The 15,148-nt window shown below is 58.9% G+C and carries 11 protein-coding genes and 1 pseudogene; 3 read left to right on the top strand and 9 right to left on the bottom strand.

The features are described from left to right. Window positions 1-120 precede the first annotated feature (120 nt). Window positions 121-792 (top strand): ZinT family metal-binding protein, encoded by a 672-nt coding sequence (locus tag LC094_RS14060; protein ID WP_226553426.1) that lies wholly within the window; start codon window positions 121-123, stop codon window positions 790-792. Between the two features lie 36 nt (window positions 793-828). Here LC094_RS14060 and LC094_RS14055 read toward each other — a convergent pair whose 3' ends face one another. Together LC094_RS14055 and LC094_RS14050 are read right to left on the bottom strand one after the other, a co-directional pair. Beyond that, the gene (locus tag LC094_RS14055) at window positions 829-2,070 is read right to left on the bottom strand and encodes an N-acetylmuramoyl-L-alanine amidase (RefSeq protein WP_226553425.1); all 1,242 of its coding nucleotides are present in this window, start codon (window positions 2,068-2,070) and stop codon (window positions 829-831) included. 93 nt (window positions 2,071-2,163) lie between these two features. Beyond that, window positions 2,164-3,303 (bottom strand): pyridoxal phosphate-dependent aminotransferase, encoded by a 1,140-nt coding sequence (locus LC094_RS14050; protein WP_226553424.1) that lies wholly within the window; start codon window positions 3,301-3,303, stop codon window positions 2,164-2,166. Between the two features lie 213 nt (window positions 3,304-3,516). Here LC094_RS14050 and LC094_RS14045 point away from each other — a divergent pair, with 213 nt between their 5' ends. Then, a complete protein-coding gene (locus LC094_RS14045) occupies window positions 3,517-4,311 on the top strand; it encodes a DsbA family protein (protein ID WP_226553423.1) in 795 nt (264 codons plus the stop codon). A 204-nt stretch (window positions 4,312-4,515) separates the two neighbouring features. Here the strand turns inward: LC094_RS14045 and ispG are convergent, their stop codons facing one another. The 4 genes and pseudogenes from ispG to hemA all read right to left on the bottom strand — a co-directional run bounded on the left by ispG (window position 4,516) and on the right by hemA (window position 8,343). Next, window positions 4,516-5,643 carry a flavodoxin-dependent (E)-4-hydroxy-3-methylbut-2-enyl-diphosphate synthase gene (gene ispG, locus LC094_RS14040; RefSeq protein WP_226553422.1) on the bottom strand — a complete coding sequence of 376 codons (1,128 nt, stop codon included), beginning with the start codon at window positions 5,641-5,643 and terminating at the stop codon, window positions 4,516-4,518. 149 nt (window positions 5,644-5,792) lie between these two features. Further along, the gene (locus tag LC094_RS21705; protein WP_404815025.1) at window positions 5,793-6,569 is read right to left on the bottom strand and encodes a DUF4115 domain-containing protein; all 777 of its coding nucleotides are present in this window, start codon (window positions 6,567-6,569) and stop codon (window positions 5,793-5,795) included. Between the two features lie 177 nt (window positions 6,570-6,746). Then, a pseudogene (locus LC094_RS21700) lies at window positions 6,747-6,911 on the bottom strand (helix-turn-helix domain-containing protein); the annotation flags it as partial. 202 nt (window positions 6,912-7,113) lie between these two features. Then, on the bottom strand, window positions 7,114-8,343 hold the full coding sequence (gene hemA, locus LC094_RS14030) for a 5-aminolevulinate synthase (protein WP_226553420.1): 1,230 nt from the start codon (window positions 8,341-8,343) through the stop codon (window positions 7,114-7,116). Between the two features lie 285 nt (window positions 8,344-8,628). On the opposite strand from hemA, the gene LC094_RS14025 reads away from it, so the two are divergent. Beyond that, entirely contained in the window at window positions 8,629-10,014 is a 1,386-nt protein-coding gene (locus tag LC094_RS14025) for a dipeptidase (protein ID WP_226553419.1), read from the top strand. 287 nt (window positions 10,015-10,301) lie between these two features. Here the strand turns inward: LC094_RS14025 and LC094_RS14020 are convergent, their stop codons facing one another. From LC094_RS14020 to LC094_RS14010, 3 genes are read right to left on the bottom strand one after another with little or no spacing between them, the layout of a single operon-like run. Further along, the gene (locus LC094_RS14020) at window positions 10,302-10,835 is read right to left on the bottom strand and encodes a chemotaxis protein CheD (RefSeq protein WP_226553418.1); all 534 of its coding nucleotides are present in this window, start codon (window positions 10,833-10,835) and stop codon (window positions 10,302-10,304) included. After that, window positions 10,832-11,866, bottom strand: coding sequence for a protein-glutamate methylesterase/protein-glutamine glutaminase (locus LC094_RS14015; protein ID WP_226553417.1), 1,035 nt, complete (start codon window positions 11,864-11,866; stop codon window positions 10,832-10,834). Before LC094_RS14015 ends, LC094_RS14020 begins: the two co-directional genes overlap by 4 nt. Window positions 11,867-11,926: 60 nt before the next feature. Continuing rightward, a complete protein-coding gene (locus LC094_RS14010) occupies window positions 11,927-15,076 on the bottom strand; it encodes a methyl-accepting chemotaxis protein (protein WP_226553416.1) in 3,150 nt (1,049 codons plus the stop codon). Window positions 15,077-15,148: the final 72 nt, after the last annotated feature.

Below are 15,148 nucleotides of genomic sequence, written 5' to 3'. Positions count from 1 at the left end.
AAAATTTTCAGGCTTGCCAATTCGGCGTCATTTTTCTAAGTCCGTTTTGTTATGTTATTTCATAACGTATCCATATGAGGATCACAGATCCACAGGACGGAACAACAAGGAAAGACCCGGATGCAAAAAACATCTCTCGCCCTCGCGACCGCCCTCGCCGCCACGCTGAGCTTTACGGCTCAGGCGCAAGCCGAGTCCCATGATCACGACCACGATCATGCCGAAGAGCACGCACATAATCATGACCACGATCATGACAACTCTATCTACGAAGGCTATTTCGAAGACAGCCAAATCGCCCCGCGCCCGCTCTCCGATTGGGCCGGCGACTGGCAATCCGTCTACCCGCTGCTGAACGACGGCAAACTCGACGCGGTGATGGAATATAAGGCCGAACATGGCGACAAATCCGCCGCGGCCTATACCGCCTATTACGCCACCGGCTATGCCACCGATGTCGACCGGATCGAGATCACGGGCGACACCGTCACCTTCCATCAGCCGGACGGCGCTATCTCCGGTGTCTACGAAGACGATGGCTATGAGGTTCTGACCTACGCACGAGGCAACCGTGGTGTGCGCTTTGTGTTTGAAAAGGTCTCAGGCGACGACGCGGCGCCGCAGTTCATCCAATTCAGCGACCACCGCATCTTCCCGTCGAAATCGGATCACTACCATCTCTATTGGGGCAACGACCGCGCCGCCGTGCTCGAAGAGCTGACCAACTGGCCGACCTATTTCCCGGTCGATCTGACGGCGGAGCAAATCGCCGAGGATATGATCGCGCATTAAGCGCTTTCCGGGGCGGCCAGAGACCCTAGGCCGCCCTCACTTTCTAAGCTTATCCCGAAGCGAGATTTCCTCGTCTTCCCAAGCAGATAAAGCATCTCGGATCGCCCAGGCGGCTTTGGTCCGCCAGGCCGGATCGGCAAGCTTTGCACGGTCCTTGGCCGAGGACAGGAAGCCCAATTCGATCAGAACAGAGGGCATGTCAGGCGCTTTCAGGACCGAAAACCCGGCCTCCAGACGCGGACGTTTGTGCATGCCGACGCTCTCGTCGAGCTGTTCCACCAAGGCATCCGCCAGACGATCCGTGCGCGGCGTGGTTTCCGTGCGCGCCATATCCATGAGCACGGTGGCGATCACGTCATCCTGCCCGGTCAAATCGACACCAGACAGCAAATCCGACCGATCGTGACGCTCCGCAAGCTTTTGCGACGCCGTATCCGAGGCGCGTGCCGCCAAAGTGTAGATCGTCGCGCCTTCGGCCCGGCCCTCGGCAATCGCGTCGGCGTGGATCGACAGGAACACATCGGCCCCCGCCTCCCGCGCCAGCGTCAGTCGGGTTTCCAGCGGCACAAAGAGGTCCTCGGCGCGGGTCAGAGTGACCTCGAACCCGCCCGCACGATTGAGCACGTCCTGCAATTCGCGGGCGAAGGTCAGGGTCAGCTCTTTTTCCACCACCCCGTCCCGTTCCGCGCCCGGATCGATGCCGCCATGGCCGGGATCGAGCACCACGCGCAGCGGCCCCTCCCCCAATTTGCGCGCAGGCGCGGCTTTGGGCGCATCGTCCGTGGAGGGGCGCACAAGCTGCGCATCTGGCGGCGTGCCCGCCCCCAAAGCGAATTCGTCCGAGGCCGTGGGATCGAGCGTCAGCGTCAGGACCGCGCCTTTGTCGTCGCGCGACATCTGGGCGTGGACCAGACGGAAAGGTCCTGCCAAATCCAACACCATCCGCGACCAGCCGGGAACGAACCCGCCCACGCGCAGGCCGGTGATGCCCTCGGCAGTGTCGAATTGCTCGGTGTCAAAGCCGGTCCAATCGACCTCGGCGAAATCGATGACCATGCGACGCGGCTCGTCGAGGGTGAAAATGCGAAACGGCACCGGCTGGCTCAGGCGCAGCATCATCTCGACGCGCTCGCCCTGATCCACAAGCGCCGACGCCCCGCTGTCGGCCCGCGCAAGCGCCGTCAGACCGCTCTGCGCCGAGGCGGAACCGCCCACAGGCAAGCTCGCAGACAGGCCCAGAAGAGTGGCGAAAACCAGCGGTTTGAAAAGCTTGACCATGACATCCTCAAAAACATTTCACCGATACCTACCCTGCCCCGCCCGCTTTGCCCATGACGGATCGCCGGTTTGACCAAAGCGTGAAGCGATACGTTACCGATTGGCCATAAACGCCTTGAGCCGCACCAGACCTTCGCGAATGTCCTCGGTCGAGCGCGCGTAGGAAAACCGCAATGTTTGCGCGCCGCGCAGCGGATCGAAATCCAGCCCCGGCGTCACGGCGACGCCCGCTTCGGCGAGGATTTCATTGCAGAACGCCTTGCTGTCCTCGGTATACTCCGACACATCGGCGTAGATGTAAAACGCCCCGTCCGGCGGCGCGATTTTGTCAAAGCCGATTTTCGGCAGCTCTTCGAGCATGAGACAACGGTTCTCGGCATAGACATCGACCATTTCCTGGCATTCCTGCCGGGCCTCCAATGCGCCCAAAGCCGCGACCTGCGAGGCATGCGGCGGGCAGAGGAAAAAGTTTTGCGCGATGCGTTCGATCACCCGCACATGATCTTCGGGCACCACCATCCAGCCGATGCGCCAGCCGGTCATCGAGAAGAATTTCGAGAACGAATTGATGACATAGACATCGTCGGAGAGTTCCAGCGCGGTCACCGCCCGGCCCTCATATTGGATGCCGTGGTAAATCTCGTCGGAGATATAGGCGATGCCTTTGTCCTGACAGGTTTTGATCAGCGCGCCCATGGCCTCATGGTCCAACATGGTGCCGGAGGGGTTGCCGGGAGAGGCCACGATCAAACCATCCAGCCCATCGGGAATGTCGGAGGGCACCGGTTGCAGGCGGTTCTCCATCTTGGTCGGCAGGCCCACGGGGGTGATGTCCAACCCGCTCAAAATTTGGCGATAAGACGGGTAGCCCGGCTCGCCCATACCCACCTTGGCGCCCGCGTCAAACAGCGCAGTAAACGCGAGGATGAAAGCGCCCGAAGAGCCGGGCGTGATCACCACGCGGTGCCAGTCGAGATCGACCCCGTACCAATCCTTATAAAGCGCCGCGATGCCTTTGCGCAGCTCCGGCAGGCCAAGCGCGACCGTATAGCCCAAAGGGTCGGCCTCCATCGCCTGTTCCACCCGTGCACGCGCCTTGGCGGGTGCGCCGGTCGAGGGCTGGCCGACCTCCATATGAATGATGTGCCGCCCCGCCTCCTCGGCCGCACGCGCCGCCTCCATGACATCCATCACGATGAAGGGATCGACCACGGATCGTTTCGAGGTTTTCATGGGGAGGCTCCTGTCCTGAAAGTCTGCCCTCCCATGCCAGCGAGACGGGGGAAATGCAATGCGGTGAAGTGGCTGCATATGGCCTGTGCATAGAACTTGTGCGGCGCCACGCCACGCCGGGGGATGCGGCCTTGGGTCACGCAACTGTTGGGTGGCCCCGGCACGAAGATGTGATACATGCGACGGAACAGGTTTGAGACGGAGAGACACCCGATGAATTTTGCCAAAGCCCTCGCGCGCCCCCTTATCCGATCCGGCACGCGTATCGGCACCGCAGCCCTTTTGACCGCGACCACCACGCTGGCCGCGCAGGCCTTTGACATCACCAACATGTCGGACGCCGAACGCGAGGCATTTCGCGCCGAGGTCCGGGCGTTCATCATGGAAAACCCCGAGATGATCATGGAAGAGGCCTATGAGGTCTATCAGCAGCAACAAAGCGAGGCGCAGGTCGCCAATGACGCCGATCTGATCGCGGCCTATTCCGAAGTGATCTACAATGACGAAAACGACGCGGTTTACGGCAACCCGGACGGTGACATCGTGCTGGTCGAGTTCTCCGACTATCGTTGTGGCTATTGCAAAAAAGCCTATCCGGACGTGCAGGCTTTGCTGGAAAAAGATGGCAATATCAAGCTGATCGTCAAGGAGTTCCCCATTCTGGGCGAGGCCTCCGTTCTGGCCTCTCGTTTTGCCGTGGCGACGAAAATTGTGGCGGGCAATGAGGCCTATCTCAAACTGCACGACGAATTGATGCAGGCCCGTGGCGACGTCTCCGAGGGCATGCTGCGCCGTTTGGCCAAGGATCTTGAGATTGACGCCGATGCGGTGGTCGCGGAGATGGAGAGCGATGAGGTCACGGCCATTCTGGCGCTGAACCATCAGCTGGCGCAGGAGTTGCAAATCTCCGGCACGCCGGGGTTCATCTTGGGCGACCAGATGCTGCGCGGCTATGTGCCCTATGACGGTATGGTGGAGATCGTCGCCGAGGTGCGTGCGAACCGCTGAGGCCATTTGAAGGCCTGAAACGACAAACCCCGCCCAATCGGCGGGGTTTTTATTTGAGTATTTAAAGCGTTTCTCAAAAATTTGAGGCACTCAATTTTGAGAAGCGTCGCAACACCGAATAGATGTAGTAACGTTTTTCACTCAATCTGTGGCAGATTCAGTGAAAAACGTTGTGGCAGCAAAGGAAACGCACGCCGGTCGCGTTTATTCCGCGGCATCCTGAGCGGCGGCGGCTTCGATCTCGGCGGCTTTCTTTTCGACCTGTTCGACGATGTGCTCGACCATGTGGTCGTTTGACATTTTATGGTCCTGTTTGCCGCCCAGATAGACCATACCGTGCCCCGCACCGCCGCCGGTCCAGCCGACATCGGTCATCAAGGCCTCGCCCGGCCCGTTCACCACGCAGCCAATAATGGAGAGGCTCATCGGCGTCTTGATATGCTCAAGACGTTTTTCCAATTCCTCCACTGTTTTGATCACATCAAAGCCCTGACGCGCACAGGAGGGACAGGAAATGATATTCACGCCGCGGTGGCGCAGGCCGAGGGATTTGAGGATTTCATAGCCCACTTTGACCTCTTCGACCGGATCGGCGGAGAGAGACACGCGCAGAGTGTCGCCGATGCCCATCCACAGAAGCTGGCCCATGCCAATCGCCGATTTGATCGTGCCGGACATCAGCCCGCCCGCCTCGGTGATGCCGAGGTGAATGGGGGCGTCGGTGGCCTCCGCGAGTTGCTGATAGGCGGCGGAGGCCATGAAGACGTCGGAGGCCTTCACCGAGATTTTGAAATTGTGGAAGTCGTTATCTTCGAGAATTTTGATGTGATCCATGCCGCTCTCGACCATCGCGTCGGGGCACGGTTCGCCGTATTTCTCCAAGAGGTGCTTTTCCAAAGAGCCGGCATTCACGCCGATGCGGATCGAACAATTGTGATCGCGCGCCGCCTTGAGCACCTCTTTGACCCGCGTCTCATCGCCGATGTTGCCGGGGTTGATGCGCAGGCAGGCAGCGCCCGCCTCTGCCGCCTCGATGCCGCGCATGTAGTGGAAATGGATGTCGGCGACAATCGGCACCGGGCTTTCACGGCAGATTTCTTTCAGGGCCGCAGAGCTTTCCTTGTCCGGCACGGACACCCGTACGATGTCGGCACCGGCCTCGGCGGCGCGGATGATCTGATCCAGCGTGCCCTTCACGTCATGGGTCAGCGTGTTGGTCATCGTCTGCACGGAGATCGGTGCGTCGCCGCCCACGGGCACATTCCCGACCCAAATCTTGCGGCTCACACGACGGTCGATGTTGCGCCAGGGACGGATGGGATTGTGGGACATGGGAGCCTCTTTGGTGCGATACGCGGTCCTGCCCTAGATAGGCCTATGGTGCGCGCGGGGCAAGCGGTCAGACCCCGCTTGCGTCAAACGAAGCCCGCGTGAGCCAAAAGGGGCCTGTGACAAGATCACGCGCGATCTTCTCAACCGAATTATTCGGTGTTTTGCGCCACACGGAACAATTCCGCCACCGAGGTGTTCGCGGCCAGATCGACCGGCGCAAAGACGTCAGAGACATCGGCCACGGACAGCGCCACGTTTTTCACCACGGAGCCGGAAGACCCGACCGGGCCATAGGCCTGACCGTTCACAGCGAAATAGACGCCGCCCGCATTGCCGGTGCGCAGCACGGGGGCCTTGTCCATCGCGGGCACGACATAGCGTTCGCCCGCATCGAGAATTTTCTCAAACAAAACGGAGCCATCAGCGGCCTGCACCCGGACCCAAGACGGCAGCACAGCGACAACAGCCAGTTCCGGCGCGCCCTCTGCGGTCACCTGAATGGGCGAGTCGCCATCCTCGGAGAGCGCAGCCTGGGCGATCAGGTTGGACATATCGTTGAGAATATCTTCGCGATCCTCGGCCTGACTTTCCGCCGTCAAGGCGCCGACCGTGCGCGGATCGAGGGTCGCAATCGGACCATCGCGCGGCACGAGCACAGGCACATCGAGGGCCTGCGGACGATAGAGACGGTCCAGAGCTTCGGCAGAGGGCGTGGCAAGGCCGACGCTCTCGTCCAAGGCGGCCATTGTGGTGGTCTCACTCTCAAGCGGCGACACTTCGGAGATCATGCCGGGCGCCTGATCGATGGGCGCCAGTTTGACCTTTTGCACCTCTTGCAACACCGACCAACCGCCATAGCCAATCACACCCAAAAGCGCGAGCAACACCGCCGTCGAGCCCAGAGCGCCGGGTTCGATGCGGGTCATAAAACCTTGGCCGCGCGGCACAAAAGAGGCGTTCGGATCGGCAAAGGGGTCTTTGACGGGGGATTGCTTTTGCGCGGTCGCCGGGCTGCGTTTGGTCGAGGCCTGCGGCGACATGCCGTGAGCCACGGCAAAGCCGCTTTCCTGACAAAAGCGCGAAAACGCCCAATCGGGATCGAGATCGAGGTAGCGCGCATAGGAGCGCACATAACCGGCAATAAAGCCTTGGGTTTCGAACACGGCAGGATCGGCATTCTCGATCGCGGCGATGTAGGTCGCCTTGATCTTCAGCTCGCGCTGGACATCCAAAAGGGATTTGCCGATGGTCGCACGTTCACCACGCATGACATCTCCGAGCCGCAACTCAAAGTCATCAAACCCGCGAGGTTGTTCCTGTTCCTCGACGGGTGGTTTGCTCCACCGCCTGATCATGCCTGTGTGCCGCCCTAAGTTGGTCCTGTCCCCATGAGCTTATAGACGATTCGTCTTAAGCTCTTGGAAACAGTGTTACCACATGCTCAAACCGGGCGCACAGGGGTTATGCGCGTCATCCGGCCATTTCGGCACGATTCAGCGCACAATGGCTCCAGAGCGCGTCCAGCGCCTTGATCAGGTGGTCCATTTCATTGGGCCCGTGCACCGGCGACGGTGTAAACCGCAAACGCTCGGTGCCACGCGGCACGGTCGGGAAATTCACCGGCTGCACGTAGATACCATAGTGCTCCAGCATCATGTCCGACATCAATTTCGTGTGTTTCGGATCGCCCACGATCAGCGGCACGATGTGCGAGCCGTTGTCGGTGATCGGCAGACCGAGACCTTTGAGCCGGGTTTTGAGGATTTTCGCCTGAGTCTGATGCTGTTCGCGCAGCGTCACGCCGCCCTCGCCTTTCAGGAATGCGATGGAGGCCGCAGCGCCCGCAGCCACCGCCGGCGGGATCGAGGTCGTGAAGATGAAGCCCGGCGCGTAAGAACGCACGGCGTCACACATTTTCGCGCTTGCCGCGATATAGCCGCCGAACACGCCGAAGGCTTTGCCCAAAGTGCCGTTGATGATGTCGATCCGGCCCATCAGACCGTCACGCTCGGCCACACCGCCGCCGCGCGGGCCGTACATGCCGACCGCGTGCACCTCGTCGAGATAGGTCAGCGCGTTGAATTCCTCGGCAAGGTCGCACAATTCCTTGATCGGGCCGAAATCACCGTCCATCGAATAGACGGATTCAAAAGCGATCAGCTTTGGCGCCTCAGGATCGTCGGCGGCCAAAAGCTCGCGCAGGTGATCGAGATCGTTGTGGCGGAAGATGCGCTTGGAGCCGCCATTGCGACGGATGCCTTCGATCATGGAGGCGTGGTTCAACTCGTCGGAGTAGATGATCAGCCCCGGAAACAGCGTCGGCAGGGTCGAAAGCGTGGCGTCATTGGCGATATAGGCCGAGGAGAACACCAGCGCGCCTTCTTTGCCGTGCAGATCGGCCAGCTCGGCTTCGAGACGTTTGTGGTACACGGTCGTGCCTGAGATATTGCGCGTCCCGCCCGAACCGGCGCCCGTCGCATCGACAGCCTCTTTCATGGCGGCCAGAACAACCGGGTTCTGCCCCATGCCGAGATAGTCGTTGCCGCACCAGACCGTCACGGGTTGCTCTGTGCCGTCCGGGCGCGTCCATGTGGCGTGGGGGAATTGCCCGCGCTTACGCTCGATGTCGATGAAGGTGCGGTAGCGGCCTTCGTCATGCAAACGTTGGATCGCCTCGTCAAGCTTCGCCGTGTAGTCCACTTTTTGTCCTTTCGCGCGTCTCAGGTCTGCCTGTTTTAGCGGCATCAAACGAAAATTGCGACTCATATTCACAATTCGCAAGATAATACCTTTTGGCTAGACCACCTTTCGCAAGAGCCCGGGGGTGACCACCTCTGTGATCGCGAGCATTATGCCCTGCCCTTTTAGAATGACTAAAAACCCTTTCAGTATGATCTATGTCAACCCGCCAACAGGCTCTGGACACCAGATGTGATCGGCGTAAGCTGCGACAAAACATCCCTCTACGATCAAAGGTTTCCTATAATGAACTCCCGCCTCGCCCCGGTGCTGTCGCGCATCGATGCCGATCTCGACGCGTCACTCGACCGTTTGATGGACCTGCTGCGCATTCCGTCGATCTCCACCGACCCTGCCCATAAGGACGATTGTTTGAAGGCGGCCGCGTGGCTTGTGGAGGATCTGAAATCTCTGGGCGCCGAGGCCGAACTTTGCGAGACCCCAGGACATCCGATGGTCTATGGCAAGATCGGCTCCGGTGGTCCGCATCTGTTGTTTTACGGCCATTACGATGTGCAACCGGTCGATCCGCTGTCGCTGTGGGACCACGATCCCTTTGCGCCTTTCATTGAAGACCGCGAAAGCGGCAAGGTGATCCGTGGCCGCGGCGCCTCTGATGACAAGGGCCAGCTCATGACCTTTGTCGAGGCCTGTCGCGCCTGGATTGCCGAACATGGCACCCTGCCCTGCACCATCACCTTCTTCTTCGAGGGCGAAGAGGAAAGCGGGTCGCCCTCGCTCATCCCCTTCATGGAGGCCAATAAGGACAAGCTCTCCGCCGATCTGGCCTTGATCTGCGACACGTCCATGGTGGCGCCCGGCGTGCCGTCGATCTGTTCGCAACTGCGCGGCATGTTGAAGGACGAATTCACGCTGACCGGCCCGACGATGGACTTGCACTCTGGTCACTATGGTGGCCCGGCGCTCAACCCGCTGCGCGAAATCTCTAAAATTGTCGCGAGTTTTCACAACGAGCAAGGCCGCGTGACGATCAAGGATTTCTACGACGGTGTCCAAGACGTGCCTGCCGATATCCTCGAACAGTGGAAGGGCTGCGGCTTTGACGAGGAGGACTATCTCTCCGGCGTCGGCATGACGGAGTCGCACGGCGAAGCGGGCTATTCCACCTTGGAACAGCAATGGGCCCGCCCGACCTTGGAGATCAACGGCATGTGGGGCGGCTATCAGGGCCCCGGCACGAAAACCGTGATCCCGTCGGAGGCGCATTGCAAAATCACCTGCCGTCTGGTCGGCACGCAAGACCCGGATGCGATCCGCGAAAACCTGCGCGCCCATGTCGAAAGCCGTCTGCCGGTGGATGCGAAAGTCACTTGGAACCAGGATCTGGACGGCTCCCCCGCCGCCGTGATGAACACCGCGCGCCCGGAATTCGAAGCCGCGCGTCAGGCGCTCTCTGCCGAATGGGACCGTGAGGCGGTGTTTGCCGGCATGGGCGGCTCGATCCCGATTGCCGGGTTCTTCACCACCATCTTGGGGCTGGATTCCATGCTGGTCGGCTATGCCGATGACGACGACCGCATCCATTCGCCCAACGAGAAATACGGCCTTAAGAATTTCCACAAAGGCATCCGCTCCTGGGCCCGCATTTTGGATGCGGTCTCTAAAGCCTGAGTTCCGTTTTTTCAGAATTCTGATGCCCCGTGCGGTCTCGCGCGGGGCTTTTCGTGAGACCTTTTCGACTGATCAAATCACTGAGTGCCTTTCTTTTCCGCCAGCGGAGACCAAGGATTTCATCCAGAGATTTTCCCCTCAGAGGCGCCCGCATCGAAACGAGGCTGGCGCCCAAAAGTCGGCATCACTTCGGCCGCATATGCCGACCGCTTTGCCACCCCTGAATGGCACTTTGGAAAAAGCCCAGAGCCTGCCACAGGATCGCATACAGGAATGATCACAACGGACTAAAACAGCTCGAGATCGCTGGTCTTTTCCGGAACCGGCCGTTTTTCAACGATATGCGGATCCTCCACAAGTTTCTGACGTGCTTTGCCCTGCGCCGGAAAAAACTCAACCCGCCGTGCCTGACCGCCGCCAAGACTTTGACCATCGCAGGGAATGTTCTCACGTTCGAGATAGGACAGCACGAACAACCCGTTTTGATTGCCGGCGTTGGTCAGCCCTTTGTACATTTCCGCACCGCCAAAAACTTTGGCCCGCAAACGTTCCCGAACCGCGCCCGATCGAATGAGCGCATTGATCAAAAGCTCCATGGCATTGGCCCCGAAAGAACTCACATCGCTTCGAGATGGCGGCCCTTCCGGCAAGAGGAAATGGTTCATACCACCAATTTTCGCCACGGGATCCCAAAGGCAAGTTGCCACACATGACCCGAGGATGGTCGAGATCACGGCCTCTTCCACATTGGCAATCGCATATTCGCCCTGAGCGATATAGGTGCGCAGTCCGCCGCTGCGTTGTTGAAGCATGGCTGTCATGTGACCCTCATTTGTACAGGCGCTTCACAGAGACGCAGCAATTCTTCGCCGACCTTATCCAAATCCGCCCATTGTTCGACGCCGCCCATCTCTGCGGCCACGCGCGGCATGCCAAAAACAACGCAGGTTTGTTGACTCTGGCCTAGTGTTTTCGCACCGGCATCCCGAAGGGCCTTCATGCCCGCCGCGCCGTCGCCCCCCATCCCGGTCAAAATTCCAGCCACAATCTTGGGAGCATGCTCCACTGCGGAAAGAAACATCGAATCCACGGAGGGGCGATGCCCGGAGACGAGAGGCCCTTTGTACAACTTGGCCCTGAGCTCAGTTTTGCCCGTCACATTGAGATGATACTCCCCTCCGGGGGCGATCATCACCAGCCCTGGGCGCAAAACCGCACCGTCCTGAGCCAGACACACTTTTGGCTGCACCAGAGGATCCAGACGGGCCGCGAAGCTGACCAAGAAAGGTTCCGGCATATGCTGTGTGATCAAAGTGGGCGGGCAATCGACCGGAAAGCTCTGCAAAATGCGTTCGATCGCATCCACGGCTCCAGTCGATCCCCCGATCAAACAAATGCGGCGGAATCTTCTGTTCTGTTGCGGGGCAATGCTGCTTCGCACGGGGCGGGCGACAGTGACGCGCGCGCGCGCCGCCAAAGCAACCGTATCGGCCAATTTGGCGAAATTGTCGGTTCCGCCGCCCAGTTTTGGCTTTTCGACACAATCCACGGCCCCCAGCGCCATGGCCTCGACCGCCACATCGCTGCCTTTTTGGGTGAGCGTCGACACCATCACCACAGGCATCGGGCGATGTTTCATGAGCCTCTTCAGAAACTCAAGACCGCTCATATTGGGCATTTCCACATCGAGCGTCATCACATCCGGACGATGGGTATTCACAGCATCGCGGGCGTCGCGCGCGGTGCCGGCTTCGGCCACCACCTCCAAGCGGTGATCCGCATCCAGAATGGACCGGATAAGTCGTCGCATCGTGGCGGAGTCGTCAACAATCAAAACACGTAACGGGTTCACACCGAGCTCCCTTTCCTAAACATCCCCTTCCGAAGTCTTGGTCGCGTTGCCATGCCCACTTCAGAAATCTTCCCAATCATCTTCAGCTGCACTCAAAACAGGCAGTGGCGCATTCACAACCTTTTTGACAGGCGCTTGGGGCTCAGGTTTGGGAGGACTGGTTTTGATGGGCGCCTTGGGCGCGGCTGCGGGTGCTTTGCGTGCCTCTTTGAAATCGACCGGCGCAACGGATGCGGGCGCTTTTGCAGACTGAACAGCACCGATCGAGAACCTTGAGGTCGTGACATTCAGGTTTTCCGCTTCGCGTGTCAGGGCGTGGCTGGCTGCCGTGGTCTGTTCGAACATGGCGGCGTTTTGCTGTGTGACTTGATCCAGCTGATTGACCGCTGCGTTGATCTCGGCGAGACCCGAGGACTGCTCACGCGCCGACACGGCAATTTCGGAGACATTGTGAGAAATCTCTGACACAGAGCCCACGATGCCACGCAGAGCCTCGCCCGTTTCCCCAACCAGACTCACGCCCCGCTTCACCAGAGTGCCCGATTTCGAGATCAGATCATTGATCTCACGAGCCGCCTCCGAAGAACGCTGTGCCAAGGCACGCACTTCAGAGGCCACGACAGCAAAACCACGCCCCGCTTCGCCCGCACGTGCGGCTTCCACCCCGGCGTTCAAGGCCAGCAAATTGGTCTGGAAGGCGATGTCATCAATGACAGAGGTGATCTTGGAGATCTGGTTCGAAGAGGTTTCAATCTGACTCATGGCTTCGACGGCTTCTTGCACAACTTTACCAGAAGCTTCGGCGTTGGCCTTTGCGGTTTCCACCATATCGGACGCTTGATTGGCCCCATCTGCCGCAGAGCGAACCGAGGAGGTCAATTGATCCAAAGCCGTTGCGGTTTCCTCAAGCGTGGCGGCCTGTTTTTCCGTGCGGCGGGACAAATCATCTGCCGCATTGGAGATTTCAGAGGCTTCGCCACGGATCATATCCGCATTCTCGACCACGTTGCGCATTGCAGACAGCAAGTTGTCGATCGCCTGGTTGAAGTCCCCGCGCAGGGTTTCGTATTCGTCAGAGAAGGCAACGTCCAGACGCGAGGTGAGATCGCCAGACGCGAGCTTCTTGAGACCCACGCGAAGCCCTTCGACCACGCGGTCCTGTTCAGCCTTCATCCGTTCTCGCTCAGCCTCCGCGGTGACGAGTGCTGCCTGATTTTCGGTGATGTCGGTGCCAAGCAGAATGATCCGGAAGGGGCGCCCCGAGGCATCTTTGACGGGGCTAAACGTGCCTTCGAGAAGCGACGTGTTACCTTCTTTGTCCAAGAGCTTGAACCGACCAAGAACACTTTCCCCGCGTCCGAGGCGATCCCAAATTGCGCCGCGTTCCTGAGCGAGTTGCGGGTCGAAAACAAAGAGTTCGTCATACCGCTTGCCGACAAGTTCCGCTTTGTCCACACCGAGCATATTGGAGAAGTTGGTATTGGCCTTGAGCAAATGGCCATTCACATCGAATTCAACCTTGGCCTGATGGCTGTCCAAAGCCTCAATGACGGCTTCGTTGGTGCGAATACTCGTCACGTCTTTCCATTCCATGACGCAACCGATTTGGGTCCCGTCGAGATCCGCCACGGCATTGACGTCCAGCGCAAAATGCACGCTGCCCACTTTCATATCGGTCGAAAACGGCATCTTGCTGGTGTCGGACAGAATAGCCCGGATGCGTCCCGGATCATGATGGAAGATATCGATATTTTTGCCGACAATTTCATCTGCACTGAAGCTGCCAAACATTTCACGAAAATCTTTTTCGTGACCTTTCAAAAGACTATGGACGGCAGAGTTCATGTAAGTGATGTTGAAATCCTGGTCGATCATCATCAAGGCCGCCGAGGAGCCCTCGAAGGCAGCACCTTTGAACAGACCATCGCGTGTTGCTTGTTCTGCACGTCCCAAAGCATGGCGGAAATCGTCCAGAGCTTGCGCAATCTGACCGATTTCGTCCCCGCGTTCCGTGCCCGGAACAGTCGCCGCATAATTGCCGTCGGAAACCGTCCGCATCGCCCCTTCCACCTGCGTCAGCGGGCGAGAGATTGCACGTGCAATCAGGAACGCAATCAGAGCAACGAGTGCGGTCATCAAAGCGCCTTGCCACAGCATCGTGTTGGCCAATTCTGTCGCAGGTTCGAGAATTTCTTCGATGCTCTGCTCTGCAATGAGACCCCACTGCGCACCGTGATAATGGATCGGGGAATAGGCTGCGAGGTGTTCGTGCATATGGCCGGTGCCCTCTTCGGACTCCGCTTCTCGCAGGAACCCGCTTTCGCCGGCGATGGCTCTTTTTGCGGATTCAGTCGTGATTTCGACCTGCAGCACCTCATCATCCGTGCCGTGAATACGATCAGAGCGCAGTTTCAGATCCTGACCGACAAGATAGGAATCCCCGGTTCGACCAAGTCCTGTCCCCCGGGTCGTGATCGCGTCGATTTTGCCGATGGGCATCTGGAACGCAATCACGCCGCGCAACGTGCCGCTGCGATCAAAAACTGGCGCACCGATAAAGGCGGCGGGCGCTCCGTGAGACGGCGCATAAGTTTCGAAGTCCGCAAAAGAAACCTCGCCACTTTGTGTGGCTTCCAAAGAGTGGCGCAGCACTTGTCCCAGACCGGTTTGGGCATATTCGCCCTCAAGGAAATTGGTGGCGTAATCCTGTTCCTTGAACACGGAGTAAATTAGATCGCCTTCGAGGGAGAACACAAAGACATCGTAATAGCCCTTTTCATCCACAAGTTTGCGGAAATAGCTATGGTAGAGTTTGTGAACCTGACTGTAGGCCGAGCCATCGAGCGCATAATCGAGATCTTGCTTGCTGCCCAACTCATTGGGATTGTCATCGATATACCACTTTTTCAGATAGCGGGTCTTGTCGGTGTTGATCATCTCCCAGGCTTCGCCAAAGCCACGAAGAGCGGAAAGCACCGTCGGGTTTTCCGCCTGACTGCGCAGATCGATGTCTACACCTTCAAGCCAGCCCTCAAGCTCAAGCGACCGCGCTTCAGCGACAGTCATCAAGGCCTCTTCCGCCTCGACCAGCAATGATTGCGACGCATTTCGGTAAGAAACAAGGTTTGCAATCGCGATGGTGACGATTGTCAAACCGATCATGATCACGGGCAGTTTCTTTGCCAGCTTAATCCTGCTAAAAAAGTTCATTTGTCTCTCCTGGCCTCTCGGTCAAGTCGCAGTCTGGAAACGCGGCTCCGGGCGATGATCAGCATTCGGGTG

It is taken from the genome of Celeribacter naphthalenivorans, assembly GCF_020524585.1.
Classification (GTDB): Bacteria; Pseudomonadota; Alphaproteobacteria; order Rhodobacterales; family Rhodobacteraceae; genus Celeribacter; species Celeribacter naphthalenivorans.
Note: the sequence above shows the minus strand (reverse complement) of the source record. Positions and strands in the feature narration are given on the sequence as shown.